The sequence below is a fragment of the Arsenicicoccus bolidensis DSM 15745 genome (assembly GCF_000426385.1).
GTDB lineage: Bacteria > Actinomycetota > Actinomycetes > Actinomycetales > Dermatophilaceae > Arsenicicoccus > Arsenicicoccus bolidensis.
Genome location: NZ_AUFG01000053.1, coordinates 1 through 18691 on the forward strand (window position 1 = coordinate 1; position 18691 = coordinate 18691).

An 18691-nucleotide genomic window follows, 5' to 3' on the forward strand; every position below is an offset into this window, starting at 1 on the left:
AAGGCCGCTGCTTTTTTCAGGAACTCCCGATCCATCCGCAGCTGAGCGTTCTCCGCGCGCAAGCGCTCCAGCTCGGCCCGCTCATTGATATCACCCGCCGGCGGCGGCTCATCCATCCGTGCACGCTCCCTGGCGACCCACCGACCCAGCAGCTGCTCACCGATCCCGATCTCTGAGGCGACCGCCGCGATCGTGCGGCCGGAGTCGATCACCAGATGAGCGGCATCACGGCGGTACTGCGGGGTGAAACTCTTCCTCTTGGCACCCATGAAGGCATCCTCTCCCGCCCAGCTACTCAGAGCCGGGCCAGTCAGGGTGTCCGTCGAACGGGGGCAACCTCAGTTGGGCGTGGCGGTGTGCCCGCCGGGAGGGTCCGTGGAGGACGCCGTACGTCGCGCCGACCACTCGGCCGCGGTGGACAAGGCCGCGCGGCGGGTCAACCGGCTGCCTTCGGACCGCTGAGCTCAGCGCGTGAGGGTGGAGGCCATCCCGAGGACGACCGGCACGATCGTGGTCAGCACGAAGCCCGGCAGGAAGGTCAGGCCCAGCGGCAGCGCGAGCCGCGCCGAGAGCACCCCGGCCCGCTCGCCGGCCGCCTGCGCCTCCGCATGACGCATCGCCCGAGCCGCCTCTGCGAGCAGGCCCGAGGGAGGCACACCCGCACGCTCGGCCACGACGAAGGCCGCCGCCACGTCGCGCCAGCCGGGCGACACGAGCCGCCAGGCCTCGGACGGCGTCACTCCCCAGCGGACCGCCGCCGCCACCACCCGCAGCTCGTGCCCGGCCCGCCCGCCGACGACGGACGCCACGACGTCGAGAGCGGCCAGCAGGCCGCACCCGCCCGCGAGTGCCACCGCCAGGAGGTCTGCGCTCTCGGCGACCTGGCCGACCAGCATGGGCCGGCTCGCGTCTGCCGACGTCGGTCGATCTCCCTCGACCGACGTGAGGGGGCTCGACCCTGCAGAGGTGAGTGCGCTCGACCCTGCAGAGGTGAGTGCGCCCGATCTTGCCGACGCGGGTCCACTGGATGCCGCGGGCATGGACGGGCCCACCTCCCTCCGCCGGGGGTCGGGCTCCTCGCCCCGGCGGCGGGGCAGGAGCAGGACGGCAAGGGCCACGAGCAGGCCGACGGCGGCCCCCAGCGCCGAGGGGCTCACGAGACCACCGTCTCGCGCTGGGCCGTCGCCACCTGACGAGAGACCCAACGGTGGCCCACCACCGTGAGCGCGACCCCGGCGACCGTGCACGCCAGCGCGGCCGGCGAGCCGTAGACCGCGCCCGCGTCCAGCCCCAGGCCGAGCACCGCCAGGGGCCCCGCGACCGGCAGGGCGCTGAGCAGTCGACCGGTGGCGCGGGCACCCGCCACAGCCCCACCCACCGCGCCGTCCTGCGCCAGCTGCTGGCGGCTGGAGTCGAGGGCGGCGCCGACCGCGCCGCGCACTGGCGCGCCCACCTCGGTCGAGACCTGCAGGGCATGACCGACGGCGTGGGCCACCCGGCCACCCTCCGCGCAGCGCAACCACGCCTCGTGCGCCTCCTCGTCGGCACCGGGGCGCAGCGCCACGCGAGCGGGATGGTCGGCCGCGTGGGTGACGATCTCGTGGGCCGATCGGACGTCGAGACCCGCCCCGAGGGCGGCAGCGAGCGCTTCGGCGACGGCCAGCCGCTCCGTCTCGTGCTCCCGGGACGCGTGTGTCCCTGCCCGTCGCAACTGCTCACGGACGGTCGCCAGGACGCCCTCGGGGCCGCCGGGCGTCGAGCCCGGTGCGGTGGAGTCGGTGTCCGCCCACGTCGAGCGACGAGGCCAGGTCCACAGCAGCAGGGCGACGGCGGCGAGGATCCCGACCAGGACCGACGCCTCTGGCCCTGCCGCCAGCGGCGACAAGGACGTCAGGGACGGCACGGCAGCTGCAGGAGCGGTGGGGGTCGAGGCGATCAGAGGGATCGAGCCGATCGCGGGGGCCCAGGTGTCCACGGGGATGACGGCGTGCACGGGGATCACGGCCTCGCCTCGGGGACGACAGCGGTCAGGAGGGCCAGCCCGGGGCCTGGCCGCACCCCACCCTCGCCGTCGTGGGTGAGGGCGGGCAGCACGATGGGGCGGCCGTCGCCGTCCGGGGAGAGGACCGCGATCTCCCCCACCTGACGCACTCCCAGGGGTCGGGTCAGGTGGATCACCACCCGCAGGCCGCTGCGCGCCTGCGCCCACACGGCAGACGGCGGCATGGCGGCCAGGGCGCCGAGGGCCTCCAGCCGGGAGACCACGTCCGCGGCGGAGTTGGCGTGCACGGTGCCGCAGCCGCCCTCGTGGCCGGTGTTGAGGGCGGTGAGGAGCTCGCGCACCTCGCCGCCGCGGACCTCGCCCACGACGAGGCGGTCCGGGCGCATGCGCAGCGCCTGCCGGACGAGCGTGGTCAGGTCGATGCCACCGACCCCCTCGACGTTGGGGTGACGGGCCTGCAGCCGGACGATGTGGGGGTGCCGCGGCGTGAGCTCGCAGGCATCCTCCACGAGCACGATGCGCTCGTGGTCGGGGACCAGCGAGAGCATCGCCGCGAGCAGCGTGGTCTTGCCCGTGCCGGTCCCACCGGTGACGAGGTGCGCGACCCGGTGGGCCACGACTCCCCGCAGGGCCCGGGCGATCCACGGCTCGACCGCGCCCCGGGCCTCCAGGTCGTCGAGCGTCCACGCCTCGGGGCGCGGCACGCGCAGGGACAGGTGGGTGCCGCCGGGGGTGATGGCACCGACGACGGCGTGCAGGCGCACCCCGGAGGGCAGGACGGCGTCCACCCACGGGCTGGCCTCGTCGAGCCGCCGGCCCACCAGCCCGGCGAGCCGGGTGGCGAGCGCCCGCACGGCCCGGTCGTCACCGAGGTCGAGCAGCACCCGCTCGAGGCCGGTCCCCCGGTCGACCCACACCTCGCGCGGGCCGTTGACCAGCACGTCCGTCACGCCGGGCTCGCGGAGCAGCCCCTCCAGAGGCCCGGCGCCCAGGGTGTCCCGCAGCACCCGGCCCAGCTCGTCACGCACCCCCTGGGAGCCCAGCACCACCCGGTCCCCGGCCACCGCCTCACGCACACGACCAAGGTCGGGGCCGACGCCGTGCTCGATGTCGGCCCACGCTCCTGGCGGCAGGCTCATGCCGCACGCTCCTCGAGGACGGCGGCCAGCAGCACCTCGTCGGCCAGGTCTCGCAAGGGACCGCGGGCGCTCCCGGGCACCACCCCGCGGGCCAGGCATCCCTCGGCGCTGCGGTCGCTGCGGAGGACGCCGAGCAGCGGCAGGCGCAGGAGGTCGGCGACGCAGGCGGCCTCGTCCTGGCCGCCTGTGCGGGCCACGACGCCGATGCCCGAGGCGGAGGCCTCGCGCAGCAGCAGGGTGACCGCTGCCCCGGCCGCCAGCTGCGTCGCTCCCCCACCGACCAGCAGCGCCACCAGGTCGTGACCCCGCACCACCGCGGGCCAACCCGGTGCCACGGTGGGGGGAAGGTCGTGCACCACGACGTCGACGCACCCGTCCAGGCCACGGCGCAGCGCGTCGACCGCGGCCGGGGGTATCTCGTGCGGATGCCGGCGGTCGCACGCCACCACCCCGACGCCACGGGCCATCGGCAGCGCCGGCACGAGCTCGGCACCGTCGAGGGAGCCACGAGCCCGGTGCAGGTCGGGCCAGCGCAGCCCGGCGGCCTGCTCCACCCCCAGCACCACGTCCAGCCCGCCACCCGCGCTGCGGTGGTCGACGCAGACCACGCTGCGCCCCGACTGCGCGGCCCGCAGGCCGAGAGCCGCCACCAACGAGCTGGCACCCACGCCTCCGCTCGCGCCCTGCACCCCGATCGAGATCGTCATGCGGCCAGGCTGACCGCCCACCCCGCCACGGTGCGAGCCCCAGCGCCCGCCTGTGGACAGGCATCGCCGGAACGCGACGGGCTGTGGACAACCGCGTCAAGAAGTGACCGCTCGGCGGCGGGCGGCTCCCCCCGAGGTGTCGGGAAGTGACCAGTCGGCGGGGGCGGCTCCCCCCGAGGTGTCGACAAGTGACCCGTGAGCGAGGGGGCGGGCACCTGGGTGCGGACATGGGGCGACCCCCGTCGGGGGGGGTGACGGGGGTCGCCATGCATAGGCTCTGGGGGGGAAGAGCCCATGCACTGCGCTCGACCCGAAGGGAGCGCGTAACTCCATGATGCGACGGACTCGGACAAATGACTAGTCACTACCCACCCCGGGCGCCCAAAGTCACCCGTTCGGCCTATTCTGGCGCACTCAGCGATGCGTTACATCGATAAAGGTGACTCACGGGCGCGACATGACTAGTGCGCGACGACGCACGAGGGGGCCGAGAGGACTACCTCGATCGGGTGAGCGCACAGCCCCTGGATGGCGGCCTCGGCGCGACCGCCTGACCGCACCGGCGGGATCACGCGGTGCGGCCGGCGAGCACGGCGTCGGCGACCCGCGTGCCCTCGGCCGCCGCCGCGACCATCGCCTCGCAGCAGTGCAGCAGCCACAGCCGCACCCCGTCCTGCGTCCCCGTGGCATAGGCGGCGAGCGCTCCGACATACGCCGTCTGCCCGAGGGACCGGTGACCGGCCTCGGGCACCGCGACGCCGGTCGGGTCGAGCCCGCCGGCCTGCACGACCACGCGCTCCAGGGCCCGCGCCACCAGCCCGTTGCCGCGCTCGAACGGACGCACCACCGCCATCTCCGCGTGCACGAGAGCCCCCACCACGCCGGCGGGCACCGGCCCCACGGCGCGCAGCAGCTCCACGATCCCGTCCAGCCTGGCGGCGACCCGCTCGGCCGCGACCGGCTCCCCCAGCTCGACGAGCTCCGCGCACACCGCCTCCGGGCCCCGAGGACGCCCGAGCGCCGCCGCCTCGACGCCCAACGGGGTCGCGGCCGCCGTGTGCAGACGCGCCACGACCTGTCGCGGCGCCGCAGACAGCACGGCACGCAGGTGCTCGGCCTCGGCCGTCACCTGCACCGCCCCCCGCAGCACCTGCTCGTCCGGGAGGGGGTCGTCTCGCCAGGACAGCGCTCCACGACTCAGGTCGCGGACCGTCTCGACGGGGAACTGGATGCCGTCGAGGAAGGCCGTCTCCCTGGCACCTCGCACCCGCGACTCGGCGGCGGCCTCGGGGATGCGGCGGCGCAGGGCCTGGTGCCAGCGCAGCTGCGTGCAGGCCTCGCGGGCGGCCGCGACGGCGTCGGTCACCCCCGGCAGGCGCAGCAGGGGCTCGACGGAGGCGGCGACGGGGGAGCTCACGGGGTCAGCCTAGGGACTCACGCCCTACGATCGGTCCATGCTCGAAGGGCCCGCGCGCAGCTCCGTCGCGCTGATCGCCGTCCTCGCGGCCCTGCTGGTCCTGGCCGCGTGGCTCGCGCTGCGGGTGGTCCGCGTGCGGCGCACCTTCTCCTCCCCCGTCGAGGAGGCGACGTATGACGCCCTCCACACCGCCGGGCTCGCGGCTCCCCACCTCAAGGACGGCCTGACGCCGGAGGGCAGCGCCAAGGCCGCGCGGCACCTGCGTGCCCTGCTCGGCGTGCCGGCCCTCGCGATCCTCGACACGCAGGCGCTGCTCGTCTGGGAGGGCACCGGTGAGCGTCACGCGGCGGGTGCCGTCGACCTGGTCCAGCAGGTCCTCGCGACCGGTGACCTCGAGGTGGTGCGCGGCCTCGTGTGCGTCGACGAGGACTGCCCGATCCGCTCCGCGGTGGCGGCGCCGATCGTCAGCGACGAGACCGTCATCGGCGCGCTCGTGGCCTACGCCCCGGACGTGAGCTACGGCCTGACCAGGGCCACGCGCGAGGTCGCGAGCTGGGTCTCGACCAACGTCGAGCTCGCCGAGCTCAGCCGCCAGCGCACGCGGACGATGGAGGCCGAGCTGCTGGCCCTGCGGGCGCAGATCTCCCCGCACTTCGTCTACAACTCCCTCGCCGCCATCGCGAGCTTCGTGCGGACCGACCCCGTCCGGGCCCGCGAGCTGCTGCTGGAGTTCGCCGACTTCACGCGCTACTCCTTCCGCAGCGGCGGCGCGTTCACCACGCTCGAGGAGGAGCTGGTCAACATCGAGCGCTACCTCGCCCTCGAGCAGGCCCGCTTCGGTCCTCGGCTCAAGGTCGACCTGGACATCGCCCCGGAGGTGCTCGGCAACGCCGTCCCCTACCTCTCGGTGCAGCCGCTCGTCGAGAACGCCGTCCGTCACGGCCTCGAGCGCAAGGTCGGCGACGGCACGATCCGCATCACCGCGCGGGACCTCGGCACGGTCACCCAGGTCAGCGTCGAGGACGACGGCGCCGGGTCCGACCCCGAGCGGGTCCGCTCGGTGCTGTCCGGCGAGCACGACGGCGACAACGTGGGCCTGGGCAACGTGGACGCCCGCCTGCGGCAGGTGTACGGCGACGCCCACGGCGTCGTGGTCGAAACCGCGCCAGGGGCGGGCACCCGGGTGACCTTCACCGTGCCCAAGTGGGCTCCCGGCGTCCATGCAGGACAATAGGGGGCACCATGGCGGAGCACCACGCAGACGTGACCGGACCTCGCCTCGCCGCGCTCGTCGTCGACGACGAGCCGCCGGCGCGGGACGAGCTTGCCTACCTGCTCGGCGAGGATCCCCGCCTCGGGCGGATCCACCTGGCCGGCAGCGGCGCCGAGGCCCTCGCGATCCTGGCCCAGAACGACGTGGACGTCGTCTTCTGCGACATCAGCATGCCTGGCCTCGACGGGCTCGACGTGGCCCGCGCGGCGGCAGCCCAGGACGAGCCGCCGTCCTTCGTCTTCGTGACCGCCCACGACCAGCACGCCGTCGACGCCTTCGAGGTCGACGCGATCGACTACGTCCTCAAGCCCGTCCGCGAGGAGCGCCTGGCGGAGGCCGTCCGCCGGGTCGTCGCGGCCCGCCCCGCTCCCGCACCCCAGTCCGCCCCGACGCAGCGCCAGGACGACGACGAGGTCATCCCGGTCGAGCTCGCCGGCATCACAACCTTCGTCAAGCGGTCCGCCGTGATCTACGCGCAGGCGCAGGGCGACTACACCCGGCTGCACACGCGGGACAGCAACCACCTCGTGCGCATCCCGCTGTCCACCCTCGAGGAGCGCTGGTCCTCGGCGGGATTCGCCCGGATCCACCGCAGCACGCTCGTGTCGCTGCGCCACGTCACGCAGGTCCGCACCGACAAGGGCCACTGCTCGGTCCTGCTCGGCTCCCTCGAGCTGCAGGTCTCGCGCCGCCACACCCGCGCCCTGCGCGACCGCCTCGGCCGGCCGGGCGAGGCCCGCCGACGGGAGAGCCCGACGGCGTGACCAGCCCGACACCGCCGCGGGTGCGCATCACCTCGCCCCGACGCGACGCGGCCCGCCGCAGCGCCGCGGTCCGTCCCAGCACCCGGGAGATCGACGAGGACACCGGCCTCGGGCAGGTCTACATGCGGACCTACCTGCGGGGGCTGCGCCGCCTGGTCGCCGCCGCCCTGGGGTCCCTCGCCACGCTGCTCGTCGGGCTGCCCCTGGCCTTCGCCCTCGTCCCGGGAGCGGCGGGCCTGCGGCTCGGACCCGGCGTGACGGTGGCCTGGCTGCTGGTCGGCGTCGTGATCTATCCCGCCCTGTGGCTGCTCGGCCGGGCCTACGCCCGCGCCGTCGAGCGGGTCGAGCGCGACTTCACCCGCACCGTCGCCGGTGACGACCTCCCGGACCGTGACGGCAGCGGGCCGACCGGCGGCGCGCCATGACGGCGGCCCTGCAGCCGGCATACGGCATCGTCGCCGTGGCGACGGTCTGTCTCCTGACGCTCGGGCTCGGCCTGCTCGGGGCTCGCTCCAGCCGCACCACGAGCGACTTCTACGTCGCCTCGCGCGCCATCTCGCCGCGCCGCAACGCCGCCGCCATCACCGGCGAGTACCTCTCCGCCGCGAGCTTCCTCGGCCTCGCCGGGCTCATGTGGTCCGACGGCGCCGACCGGCTGTGGCTGCCCGTCGGCTACACGGTCGGCTATCTCATGCTGCTCGTGCTCATCGCGGCTCCGCTGCGCCGCTCGGGGGCCTACACGCTCCCCGACTTCGCCGAGGACCGCCTCGAGAGCCGCCGCGTGCGCCGCGTGGTGTCCCTGCTGGTCGTGGCCATCGGCTGGGTCTACCTGCTCGTGCAGCTGCAGGCCGCCGACCTGACCCTGCGCTTCCTCACCGGCGCCCCGGCCTGGCTCGGCGGGGTCCTCGTCGGCACCGTGGTCCTCACCGTGGTGAGCGCGGGCGGCATGCGCACGATCACCCTGGTGCAGTCCTGGCACTACTGGATGAAGCTCGCCGCGCTATGGCTGCCCGCCCTGGTCCTGGTCGTCGTCTGGATCCGGTCGGGCTCCCCCGGCCCGGCCCTGCCGCCCGACCAGCTCGAGTCCTGGTCCGAGCCGCTCAGCGGGTATGCCGGACAGGACCACCCCCTCTACACCGTCTGGTCGACCCTGCTGGGGCAGGCGCTCGGGACGATGGCCCTGCCCCACGTCGTCGTGCGCTACTACACGATCCGCGACGGCCGGGCCGCCAGGCGGACGACCGTCACCGTGATCGGCCTCATCGCCGCGTTCTACCTCGCCCTGCCGATCTACGGGATCCTCGGCCGCGTCTACGTCCCGTCCCTGCCGGCCGGCGCCTCCACCGACACCGTCATGCTGCGGCTCCCCACCAGCGCCATCCCGGGCGGCGTCGGCGACACCCTCACCACCCTCATCGCGGCCGGCGCCTTCGTCGCGTTCCTGTCGACCGCGAGCGGCCTGGTCGTGGCGGTGGCCGGCGTCGTGGACCAGGACCTGGTCGGGCCCGCCCTCCTGCGCGCCACCGGCGGCGACGCCGACCGGCTGCACAGCTTCCGCCTGTCCGTGGTCGTCGCCGTGCTCGTCCCCCTCGCCGTCGCCCACCTGCTCCCGCACGTCGGCGTCGGTACCCTCGTGGGCCTGGTCTTCGCCCTCACCGCCTCGACCTTCGCGCCGCTGCTGGTGCTCGGCGTGTGGTGGCCACGCCTGTCGCGCGCCGGCACCCTCGCCTCCGTCGGCGTCGGCGCCGTCCTCGCGGCCACGGCCTCGCTGCTCAGCCTCACCGGCCGGGTCACGGAGGGCTGGGCCGGTGCGCTCACCGCGGCCCCCGCCGCCTGGACCGCCCCCGCCGCCTTCCTCGTCGCCGTGGTCGTGTCGCTGCTCACGCCGGGCAGCATCCCGCGCGGCACCTCTCGCACGATGGTGCGGCTGCACACCCCCGAGGACGTGCGCCTCGACCGGTCCTCGCGCCGGACCGCAGCCCGCTGACGGGCGGGCGTCTCGGCATACGACCTGGTCGGGACCGCTCACCGAGCCTCACCGACCGCTCGACCCGTCGTGATCGTGTGGCTCTCGTCCGGGACCGGTGACCGGGCGCACAGTGACGATCGGCACGACGACGTGCCGACCCCCACCCCCGCAGGAGGCACCGCGTGAGCGCGACCAAGCCCACCCGCGACTACAGCGCCGCCTACAGCGACGTCCAACGGTCGCCCGAGTTCCAGGAGCTGCGCTCGCGGCTGCGGTCCTTCGTCTTCCCGATGGCCGGGGCGTTCCTCGCCTGGTACTTCCTCTACGTCATCTGCGCCGCGTTCTTCCCGGCGTTCATGAGCATCAAGGTGCTCGGCAACATCAACGTCGGCCTGATCTTCGGCTTCCTGCAGTTCGTCACGACGTTCGCGATCACCATCGTCTACGTGCGCTGGGCCGACCGCGTCTTCGACCCCCGGGCCGAGCGGGTCCACCAGATGGTCGAGGAGAAGGGGCTGGACGCCTGATGAGCAGCACGATGATCAGCGCCGCGGCCACGTCCGTCGGCTCGCCCATCCTCAACATCGCGATCTTCGCCGTGTTCGTGGTCGTGACCCTGGCCGTCGTCATCAAGGTGTCGACGGGCAAGAAGAAGACGGCCGGCGAGTACTACACGGGTGGCGCGGCCTTCTCCGGCCGTCAGAACGGCATCGCCATCGCCGGCGACTACCTCTCGGCGGCAAGCTTCCTCGGCATCGCGGGCGCCATCGCCGTCGCCGGCTACGACGGCTTCCTCTACTCCATCGGCTTCCTCGTCGCCTGGCTCGTGGCCCTGCTGCTCGTCGCCGAGCTGCTGCGCAACACCGGCCGCTTCACCATGGCCGACGTGCTGAGCTTCCGGCTGCGCCAGCGTCCCGTCCGGATGGCCGCCGCGACCTCGACGCTCGCCGTCTCGTTCTTCTACCTGCTCGCCCAGATGGCCGGCGCGGGCGGCCTCGTGTCGCTGCTGCTCGGCGTCAAGTCCTGGGCCGGGCAGGCGATCGTCATCGTCATCGTCGGCATCCTGATGATCACCTACGTCCTCATCGGCGGGATGAAGGGCACCACCTGGGTGCAGATCATCAAGGCCTGCCTGCTGATCGCCGGCGCCGCGGTCATCACCGTCTGGGTGCTCGGCAAGTTCGGCTTCAACCTGTCCGCCGTGATGCAGAAGGCCGTCGACGAGTCACCCAAGGTCGGCGAGAAGCTCCTCAACCCCGGCCTGAAGTACGGCAAGACCACGACGACCAAGATCGACTTCATCTCGCTGTCGATGGCCCTCGTGCTCGGCACCGCCGGGCTCCCCCACGTGCTGATGCGGTTCTACACCGTCCCCACGTCCAAGGAGGCGCGCAAGTCGGTCGAGTGGGCGATCTGGCTGATCGGCCTGTTCTATCTCTTCACCCTGGTCATCGGCTTCGGCGCGGCCGGCCTGGTCGGCCCCGGCGCCATCGTGGCCGCCCCCGGCAAGGAGAACTCCGCGGCACCGCTGCTGGCCTTCCACCTCGGCGGGTCCGTCTTCCTCGGCATCATCTCGGCGATCGCGTTCGCCACGATCCTCGCCGTGGTCGCCGGCCTGACCATCACCACCTCGGCGACCTTCGCGCACGACATCTACAACATGGTGATCAAGGAGGGGAAGGCCACCCAGGAGCAGGAGGTCAAGGTCGCCCGCCGCGCCGCCATCGCCGGTGGTGTCGTCGCGATCGTCGGCGGCATCCTCGCGAACGGGCAGAACATCGCCTTCCTCGTCGCCCTGGCGTTCGCGGTCGCCGCGAGCGCCAACCTACCGACGATCCTCTACTCGTTGTTCTGGTCGAAGTTCACGACCCGAGGAGCGCTCTGGTCGATCTACGGCGGGCTCGGGTCGGCGATGCTGCTCATCCTGTTCAGCCCCGTGGTGTCCGGCAAGGTCGACGCGACCGGCAAGAGCCTGTCGATGATCACCAACGCCTCCATCGACTTCCACTGGTTCCCGCTGGACAACCCGGGCATCATCTCGATCCCGCTGGGCTTCCTGCTCGGCTGGCTGGGCTCGATCACCGACAAGGAGAAGCCCAACCCCGAGAAGTACGCCGAGATGGAGGTCCGGTCCCTGTCCGGCCACGGCACGGCGGGCGCGATCCAGCACTGAGCGATCCAGCACTGAGCGATCCAGCACTGAGTGATCCAGCACCGAGGAATCCAGTGCTGAGCGATCCAGCGCTGAGCCGCACCTGACCCTCGCCTCTTCCGCAACAGGTCACCGCCGAGTGGTCACTTCCCGACGTCGGGAGGTGACCACTCGGCGTTGGGGATGCCTGTGCCGCGGTCGTCGGGGTGGGCAGGCCGGGGGGCGGGTCCGGCATACGGTGGTCGGGTGCCCCAGCCGTATGCCGCCCCGCCGCCACCCCCAACGGCCGGGGGACACCGGCCGGGGTCCCCGGAGTACCGCCGCATCTCGTGGGCGCTGTTCCTCGCCGGGCTCGCGACCTTCGCGATGATCTACACCACCCAGCCGTTGTTGCCCGAGCTGTCGCGGGCCTTCGCGCTGACGCCGGCGCAGTCCGCCCTGTCGGTGTCGACCACGACCTTCGCCCTGGGCCTGGCCCTGCTCGTCGTGGGCCCTTCCTCGGAGGTGCTCGGGCGCACGCGGGTCATGCATGTGTCGCTCTTCGCGTCGTCGGTGGTCACGATCCTCACGGCGCTATCGCCGTCGTGGACGGTCCTGCTGGTCCTGCGGACGCTGCTCGGCCTGGCGGTGGCAGGGCTGCCGGCAGTGGCGGTCGCCTACCTGCGCGAGGAGGTGCATCCCTCGGCGACGGCGCGGGCGACCGGGCTCTACATCGGCGGCACGGCCCTCGGCGGCATGCTCGGTCGCCTGCTCACCGGCGGTGTCGCCGACCTGCTCGGCTGGCACTGGTCCATCGGCTCGATCGGGGGCCTGGGCCTGCTGTGCGCGGTGGCGGTGCGCGCGGTGCTGCCTGGCTCGCGACGCTTCGCCCCGGCGCGGCTGTCGCTGCGCGAGCTCGTCGCCATGAACCGCCGGATGCTCACCGACCCCGCCCTGCTCGCGCTCTACGGCATCGCGTTCTGCGCGATGGGGGCCTTCGTGTCGGTGTTCAACGCCATGGGGTTCCGGCTCGCCGCCGCGCCCTACCACCTGAGCCTCGCCGTCGCCGGGCTGGTGTTCGTCGTCTATGCCCTCGGGTCGGTGAGCTCCGAGCGGGCCGGGCGCCTCGCGGACCGTCACGGCGTGCGAGCAGTCGTCCCCGTGGCGCTCGCGATCGTCCTGCTCGGCCTGCTGGTCACCCTCGGCGGGTCGCTGTGGGCGGTCGTGGGCGGGCTCGCGGTGCTGACCGCCGGCTTCTTCGCCGCCCACGGGGTGGCCTCGGGCTGGGTCGCCGCCCGCGCCACGTATGTCGGTCGCGGCACCGCCCAGGCCACCTCGCTCTACATGTTCGCGTACTACCTCGGGTCGTCCGTCTGCGGCACGGTCGTCGGCACGGCCTGGAGCCGCGGCGGCTGGCCCCTGGTCGTCGGGTTCACCGGTGCGCTCCTGCTGCTGGCGCTGGTCCTCTCGCTGTGGCTGCGGCACGTCCCCAGCCTGGCCGAGCCGCCCGTCGAGGACCAGGGAGTGCGCGCCGCGTGACGCCGGTCCCCCGGCATACGGCCCGCCACGCCGCCCCGCCCCCGGCCCCCCAGCCCGCGCCATTGGTCACCAATGACGTCATGACCCCACGTTTGATCGATCCAAATCGTCACTGGTGACCAATGGCGCAGGAGTGGGGGCCCGCAAGTTTGACAATGATTTCCATTAGGCCGACCCTGGAGAGCATGAACCGCCGTCTGCTCGCCGCCCCTGCAGCCCTCACCCTGCTCGCCCTCACCGCCTGCGGATCGGGTGACGGCGGCTCCAGCACCGGCGGCGCAGCGAGCCAGGGCGGCAAGGACGGCAAGCTCGGCGTCGTCGCCAGCTTCTATCCCCTGCAGCACGCCGCCGAGCAGATCGGTGGCCAGCACGTGCAGGTCACCAACCTCACCAAGCCCGGCTCGGAGCCGCACGACCTCGAGCTGACGCCCAAGGACGTGGCCACCCTCTCCAAGGCGGACCTCGCGATCTACGAGAAGGGGCTGCAGTCGGCCGTGGACACCGCGGTGGCCGACACCAAGCCGGACAAGGCGCTCGACGTCGCGACGGCCGCCAACCTCTCGCTCACGCACGGCGAGACGATCGGCGAGGACGGGCACGACCACTCGACGGAGTCCGCCGAGGAGCACGCGGGGCACAGCCACGGCAAGGGCGCCAAGGATCCGCACTTCTGGCTGGACCCGCAGCGCTACGCCAAGGTCTCCCAGGCCATCGCCGACCGCCTCAAGCAGGCCGACCCCGCCCACGCCGCGGACTACGACGCCAACCTCAAGGCCTTCACCGGCCGGCTCACCGCCCTGGACTCCGAGCTCGCCGCCGGCCTCAAGGGCTGCACCAACACGACGATCGTGACCAGCCACGCGGCGTTCGGCTACCTCGCGGACCGCTACGGGCTGCAGCAGGTCGCCATCTCGGGGCTGTCCCCCGAGGAGGAGCCCGAGCCCGCCAAGCTCGCCGAGATCGCGAAGTACGCGAAGTCGCACAAGGTCACCACCATCTATGCCGAGACGCTGGTCAGCCCCGCCATCGCGCAGACCGTCGCCAAGGAGACGGGCGCGCAGACGGCGGTGCTGGACCCGATCGAGGGCATCACGGACTCCTCCGCCGCCAAGGACTACGTTGGCGTCATGAAGGCCAACCTCGCCACGCTCAAGAAGGGCCAGAGCTGTCCGTGACCTCCCCCCGCGTCAGCGCGCCTGACGCTCCCGTCATCAGGCTCCGGTCGGCGTCCTTCGGGTACGCCGACCGCGCCGTCGTCTCCGGCGCCGACCTCACGGTGGCACCCGGCGAGGCCCTGGCCCTCCTCGGACCCAACGGGTGCGGCAAGTCCACGCTGGTCAAGGGCCTGCTCGGGCTCAACGACCACCTGGGCGGCGAGGTCGAGCTGTTCGGCACCCCGCTCGCGCGCTTCCGCCAGCGCTATCGCATCGGCTACGTCCCCCAGCGCCACACCCTGTCCGGCTCCGTCTCGGCGACGGTCCGCGAGGTCGTCGCCACCGGCCGCCTGCCGCACCAGGGCCTCCTGGCCCGGCTCGGGGCGCGCGACCACCAGATCATGGCCTCGGCCCTCGACGTCGTCGGCATGACGGACCAGGCCCGCCAAGACGTCTCGACGCTGTCAGGCGGCCAGCAACGGCGCGTGCTCATCGCCCGAGCCCTCGCCGGTGAGCCCGACGCCCTCGTGATGGACGAGCCCACCGCCGGCGTCGACGTCGCCAACCAGCGCCTGCTGACCACGGTGCTGCAGCGCCTGCGGGACCGGGGCGTCGGCCTGCTCATCGTGACCCACGAGGTCGCTGCCCTCACCCCGGTCCTGGACCGCATCGTGCACATGTCGGCCGGCCGGATCACCTTCGACGGGACCGTGGCGGAGTTCGAGCGGGCCAGCCGCGCCGATCCCCTCTCCCTCGGCGATCACCACCACCATCACGACGACGACGGGCACGACCTGCCACCCGCCCGCTGGGTCGACCCCGCCGGCGTCGGGGCGTCCGGCATACGGCCAAGGAGCGCCGGCGCAGGCGCCCCCGCGCCGAGCAAGGAGACCCACGGTGCTTGACCTGTCCGAGCTGTGGAGCTTCGAGTTCATGCGGCGCGCCCTGATCGCCGCGCTGCTCGTGGGTGCCGCCGCGCCGATGGTCGGGACCTTCCTCGTGCAGCGCCGGCTGTCCCTGATCGGCGACGGCATGGGGCACGTGGCGCTCGCCGGCGTCTCCATCGGCCTCCTCACCGGCAACCAGCCGGTCCTCACGGCACTCGTCGCCGCGGTGGTCTGCGCCGTCGTGATCGAGCTCATCCAGCGCTACGGCCGCGCCAGCGGGGACGTGGCCCTCGCCGTCATGTTCTACGGCGGGATCGCGCTCGGTGTCGTGCTGATGTCGCGGGCGACGGGGACGGGCGCCAACCTGACGTCCTACCTCTTCGGCGCGATCACCACGACCAGCCGCGACGACCTCGTGGTCTTTGCCGTCCTCGCCCTCGTCGTCATGGTCACCACCTGGGTGCTGCGGCCACGGCTGTTCGCCGTCGCCAACGACGAGGAGTGGTCCCGCGCGGCGGGGCTGCCGGTCCTCGGGCTCAACATCGTGCTCGCCGTCATGACCGCCGTCACCGTCGTCGTGTCGATGCGCGTCGTCGGGCTGCTGCTCATCAGCGCCCTGATGATCCTGCCCAACGCGGCCGCCCAGCAGGTCTCGCGGTCCTTCCGCTCGATGCGGCTCGTCGCCATCGTCATCGGCGTGCTGTGCGCCACCGGCGGCGTCGCCCTGTCCTACCAGCTCGACACGCCCTCGGGCGGCACGATCGTGCTGCTCGTTCTCGCGGTGTTCATCGTCCTGAGCCTGGCTGCGACCCTCGCCCACGCCGTCGCCGCACGCCATCACCGCTATGCCGAGATGCACGCCCACGAGCACGGACCCGGCTGCGGACACCAGCAGGTCGAGCACGGCGATCACGTCGACTACCTGCATGATGGGCATCTGCACGCCCCGCACGGGGACCACTACGACGAGCACCACGACCACCGCGAGGACGACCGGCACCCCACCGCCGACGACGTCGTCGCCGGGCGGCCGACCAGCAGGAGCTGATCCACGATGCCGGACACCGAGCGCCGAGCCACCAAGCAGCGCCGCGCCGTCGAGCAGGTCCTGCGCGAGACCGACGACTTCATCTCGGCCCAGGCCCTGCACGCCCGGCTGCGCGAGCAGGGCGACACCGTGGGCCTCGCCACCGTCTATCGCACGCTCAACGCCATGGCCGAGGACGAGCGCGTGGACATGCTCCGCGTCGACGACGGTGAGGCGCGCTACCGGCTGTGCGCGAGCGACGACCACCACCACCACCTCGTATGCCGAGAGTGCGGCCGCACCGTCGAGATCGAGGGCCCTGCGGTGGAGTCGTGGGCCGACACGGTGGCCGCACAGCACGGCTTCCGCGACGTGTCGCACACTCTCGAGGTCTTCGGGACCTGCGCGAAGCACTGACGGGCACAGGGACGCGCGACGGTGACCCCTCACGCGCGGCGGCGGCCTCTCAGGTGCGGCGAGGAGCCGCCGCGGCTCAGTGCAGCAGCTTGAGCCCTGCCACGCAGCCGATGATCCCGAGCAGCAGCAGGACCTTGACCAGCGAGATCGGCTCTGCGCCGGTCGCCATCGCCCAGGCGACGGTCGTCACGGCGCCGATCCCCACCCACACGGCATAGGCCGTGCCCACCGGCAGCTCACGCAGCGCGTAGGCCAGCCCCGCCATGCTGAGCGCGCAGGCCACCACGAACACCACGCTCGGCCCGAGCCGGCTGAATCCCTCGCTGCGGCTGAGGGCCGTGGCCCACACCGCCTCCAGCACACCTGACAGCACCAGCACGATCCACGACATGGTCACTCCTCGTGGCCGTCTTGTCGCGTGACCGGGTACGGCTCCCTCGTCCGGGGCCCGCTCGTGGAGCCTCCATCCAGGCTCGCACGGGCCGTATGCCGGGGCAAGCTCGCTCCCGGCGACCCACCACGCGCCGCGGTCAGGCCACGTCGGAGGCGCCCTCCTCGCCGAGCCACTCCTCGAAGCCGTCGCGTCGCCCGAGCCAGCGGTCGCGCGCCGTGAGCATCTCGGCCTCGGTCATGACGGCGGCCTCGAACGCCTCCCTCACCACGACTGCGGTCTCGTCATCGGTGGTGACCACGAGGTTCGTCATACGGTCTGCGTCGTCCCACCCGCCGATCGAGCCGATGGACAGCTGACCGCCGCTGGCCTCCCACGCGATCGCGGTGCCGGGCCGCCCGGGCAGCCAGAACGCGCCGCGGCCGCGCAGCTCGCCGGACCCGAGGTCCTCGAGGCGCTGCTGCAGGCGTCCGGGGTGGAAGGGGAGCAAGGTCCGCAGCCGCAGGGTCTGCAGCCCACCGGCCGGCTCCGCGCCGGTCGGTCGGCGGCGCCGCGGGTCGACGAAGCCCTGCGCCACCTGCACGTCGAAGCCGCGCGCGCTCAGCTCCGCCCCCGCCGAGAAGCTCGACAGCCCGAGGTAGACGCGGCTGTCCGGCCGCCGCAGGTGGTCCAGCAGGGCGGTGTCCGACTCGTCGAGCGTGTCCTGCACGACGACGACGGCGTCGGCGAGCTCGATCTGGTTGACCAGCACCTCGCCATAGCTGCGGCGGTCGTCCTCGACCATCGCGAGTCCGAGCTCCTCGAGCAGCGGGTCGTCGAAGACCCCGGCGCACACGTCGTCGCAGCTCACGACCGTGATCACCGACCGCAGGGTCAGCAGGTCGGCGACGCGGCGCCCGTCCGCGAGGTGGGCCCGGGCCAGCCCGAGGGCGATGGGCAGGGGCTCGGCGGACGGCGGCAGCGAGACGACGAGCGTGCCCCAGCGGCCGGTCCCGGCGAGGCGGACCAGGGTCGGGAGGATCGCCTCGCGCAAGGCGCACGACAGGCAGGGGTGCTCGACGTCCTGCCCGTCCTCCTCGACCGTGCCCGTGAGGTCGCTGACGGCCCAGCGCACCTGGCCGGCGGCGGCGTCCACGACGAGGCGCACCACGGCGGCGTCTGGCAGGTCGCACTGCAGGCCCATCGCGGCGACGGCCTGGTCGGTGGCGTCGAGGCCGGCGACGACGAGCACGTCGGTGGTGCCGGGGCGGTGCATCGCGGCTGGGTCGGGAGCGGGCATCGGGTCTCCTTCGTATGCCGGTGCCGCCTCGCCCATCGCGATGGACCGGCACCGGCGGCTGGTAGCGTAATGAGAATCGTTATTACTATAGCCAGACCAACCCGAGGGAAGGAACTCATGTCCAACCACTGCCAGCTGACCGGCACCGTGCCGCGCTTCGGCAACACCATCAGCCACTCGCACCGCCGCACGAGTCGCCGCTTCGACCCCAACATCCAGCGGCGGACCTACTGGGCGCCGAGCCTCGGCCGCACGGTGACCCGGCGGCTGTCGACGCGCGCCATCAAGACGATTGAGAATGACAAGCCCATTTGGCCCCACTGTGATGCTTTGATTTGGCCCCACCCCCGGTTTGGGTGACGTCTGCTCGGCGTGGTCGTCGAGCAGGGGGTCAGGTGGGGTTGTTCTCCTTCCTCGTCGCGGTGCTGCTGGTCAGCCGGTAGGATGTGGTGCCGGTCTGGATGATGTGGGCGTTGAAGGTCAGCCGGTCGACGACGGCGGCCGCCAGGCGGGGGTCGGGGAAGGTGTTGCCCCACTCGCTGAAGGGGGCGTTGGACGCGCAGGCGATGGAGGCTCTCTCTTCGCGGGCGGTGAT

21 protein-coding genes and 1 riboswitch are annotated in these 18691 nt (G+C 73.0%); of the genes, 12 read left to right on the forward strand and 9 right to left on the reverse strand.

The features are described from left to right. The 6 genes from K313_RS0117785 to K313_RS0117810 form a co-directional block, all read right to left on the reverse strand. A partial coding sequence (locus tag K313_RS0117785) for a transposase (RefSeq protein ID WP_029212758.1) occupies positions 1-269 on the reverse strand: 269 nt, incomplete at its 3' end. Between the two features lie 195 nt (positions 270-464). Beyond that, the gene (locus K313_RS24015; protein ID WP_029212759.1) at positions 465-896 is read right to left on the reverse strand and encodes a type II secretion system F family protein; all 432 of its coding nucleotides are present in this window, start codon (positions 894-896) and stop codon (positions 465-467) included. A gap of 257 nt (positions 897-1153) precedes the next feature. Continuing rightward, positions 1154-2002 carry a hypothetical protein gene (locus tag K313_RS0117795; protein WP_029212760.1) on the reverse strand — a complete coding sequence of 283 codons (849 nt, stop codon included), beginning with the start codon at positions 2000-2002 and terminating at the stop codon, positions 1154-1156. Beyond that, positions 1999-3141, reverse strand: a complete 1143-nt coding sequence (locus K313_RS0117800; RefSeq protein ID WP_029212761.1) for a TadA family conjugal transfer-associated ATPase — start codon at positions 3139-3141, stop codon at positions 1999-2001. The genes K313_RS0117795 and K313_RS0117800 overlap by 4 nt, the downstream gene beginning before the upstream one ends. Next, positions 3138-3848, reverse strand: a complete 711-nt coding sequence (locus K313_RS22700; RefSeq protein ID WP_029212762.1) for a CpaE-like family protein — start codon at positions 3846-3848, stop codon at positions 3138-3140. Before K313_RS22700 ends, K313_RS0117800 begins: the two co-directional genes overlap by 4 nt. Positions 3849-4416: 568 nt before the next feature. Further along, entirely contained in the window at positions 4417-5265 is an 849-nt protein-coding gene (locus tag K313_RS0117810) for a Fic family protein (RefSeq protein ID WP_029212763.1), read from the reverse strand. A gap of 37 nt (positions 5266-5302) precedes the next feature. Here K313_RS0117810 and K313_RS0117815 point away from each other — a divergent pair, with 37 nt between their 5' ends. The 11 genes from K313_RS0117815 (at position 5303) to K313_RS0117865 (ending at position 16426) form a co-directional block, all read left to right on the forward strand. Continuing rightward, the gene (locus tag K313_RS0117815) at positions 5303-6499 is read left to right on the forward strand and encodes a histidine kinase (RefSeq protein ID WP_019286544.1); all 1197 of its coding nucleotides are present in this window, start codon (positions 5303-5305) and stop codon (positions 6497-6499) included. 8 nt (positions 6500-6507) lie between these two features. Beyond that, a complete protein-coding gene (locus tag K313_RS0117820) occupies positions 6508-7302 on the forward strand; it encodes a LytR/AlgR family response regulator transcription factor (protein ID WP_051274209.1) in 795 nt (264 codons plus the stop codon). Then, the gene (locus tag K313_RS0117825) at positions 7299-7727 is read left to right on the forward strand and encodes a hypothetical protein (protein WP_029212765.1); all 429 of its coding nucleotides are present in this window, start codon (positions 7299-7301) and stop codon (positions 7725-7727) included. The genes K313_RS0117820 and K313_RS0117825 overlap by 4 nt, the downstream gene beginning before the upstream one ends. Then, positions 7724-9289 carry a sodium/solute symporter gene (locus K313_RS0117830; RefSeq protein WP_029212766.1) on the forward strand — a complete coding sequence of 522 codons (1566 nt, stop codon included), beginning with the start codon at positions 7724-7726 and terminating at the stop codon, positions 9287-9289. Before K313_RS0117825 ends, K313_RS0117830 begins: the two co-directional genes overlap by 4 nt. Before the next feature lie 164 nt (positions 9290-9453). Then, positions 9454-9798 (forward strand): DUF485 domain-containing protein, encoded by a 345-nt coding sequence (locus tag K313_RS0117835; RefSeq protein WP_029212767.1) that lies wholly within the window; start codon positions 9454-9456, stop codon positions 9796-9798. Further along, positions 9798-11444, forward strand: a complete 1647-nt coding sequence (locus K313_RS0117840; RefSeq protein ID WP_029212768.1) for a solute symporter family protein — start codon at positions 9798-9800, stop codon at positions 11442-11444. Before K313_RS0117835 ends, K313_RS0117840 begins: the two co-directional genes overlap by 1 nt. 225 nt (positions 11445-11669) lie before the next feature. Further along, complete coding sequence (locus tag K313_RS0117845; RefSeq protein ID WP_029212769.1) at positions 11670-12941, forward strand: MFS transporter; 1272 nt, start codon at positions 11670-11672, stop codon at positions 12939-12941. Between the two features lie 185 nt (positions 12942-13126). Then, on the forward strand, positions 13127-14116 hold the full coding sequence (locus K313_RS0117850) for a metal ABC transporter substrate-binding protein (protein WP_051274211.1): 990 nt from the start codon (positions 13127-13129) through the stop codon (positions 14114-14116). Continuing rightward, complete coding sequence (locus tag K313_RS21660) at positions 14113-15000, forward strand: metal ABC transporter ATP-binding protein (protein ID WP_029212771.1); 888 nt, start codon at positions 14113-14115, stop codon at positions 14998-15000. Before K313_RS0117850 ends, K313_RS21660 begins: the two co-directional genes overlap by 4 nt. 1 nt (position 15001) lies before the next feature. Then, the gene (locus K313_RS0117860; protein ID WP_029212772.1) at positions 15002-16030 is read left to right on the forward strand and encodes a metal ABC transporter permease; all 1029 of its coding nucleotides are present in this window, start codon (positions 15002-15004) and stop codon (positions 16028-16030) included. A 6-nt stretch (positions 16031-16036) separates the two neighbouring features. Continuing rightward, complete coding sequence (locus tag K313_RS0117865) at positions 16037-16426, forward strand: Fur family transcriptional regulator (RefSeq protein ID WP_029212773.1); 390 nt, start codon at positions 16037-16039, stop codon at positions 16424-16426. 76 nt (positions 16427-16502) lie between these two features. Here K313_RS0117865 and K313_RS0117870 read toward each other — a convergent pair whose 3' ends face one another. Together K313_RS0117870 and K313_RS0117875 are read right to left on the reverse strand one after the other, a co-directional pair. Next, positions 16503-16817, reverse strand: coding sequence for a DMT family transporter (locus K313_RS0117870; RefSeq protein WP_029212774.1), 315 nt, complete (start codon positions 16815-16817; stop codon positions 16503-16505). A 10-nt stretch (positions 16818-16827) separates the two neighbouring features. Further along, positions 16828-16893: riboswitch (guanidine-III (ykkC-III) riboswitch) on the reverse strand. Positions 16894-16956: 63 nt separating this feature from the next. After that, the gene (locus tag K313_RS0117875; protein WP_029212775.1) at positions 16957-18096 is read right to left on the reverse strand and encodes a GTP-binding protein; all 1140 of its coding nucleotides are present in this window, start codon (positions 18094-18096) and stop codon (positions 16957-16959) included. Between the two features lie 117 nt (positions 18097-18213). Between K313_RS0117875 and rpmB the strand changes: the two genes are divergently transcribed. Further along, entirely contained in the window at positions 18214-18456 is a 243-nt protein-coding gene (gene rpmB, locus K313_RS21665) for a 50S ribosomal protein L28 (protein WP_029212776.1), read from the forward strand. A 31-nt stretch (positions 18457-18487) separates the two neighbouring features. Here the strand turns inward: rpmB and K313_RS0117885 are convergent. Beyond that, positions 18488-18691 (reverse strand): ATP-binding protein (locus K313_RS0117885; protein ID WP_029212777.1); only part of this gene is annotated, 204 nt, incomplete at its 5' end.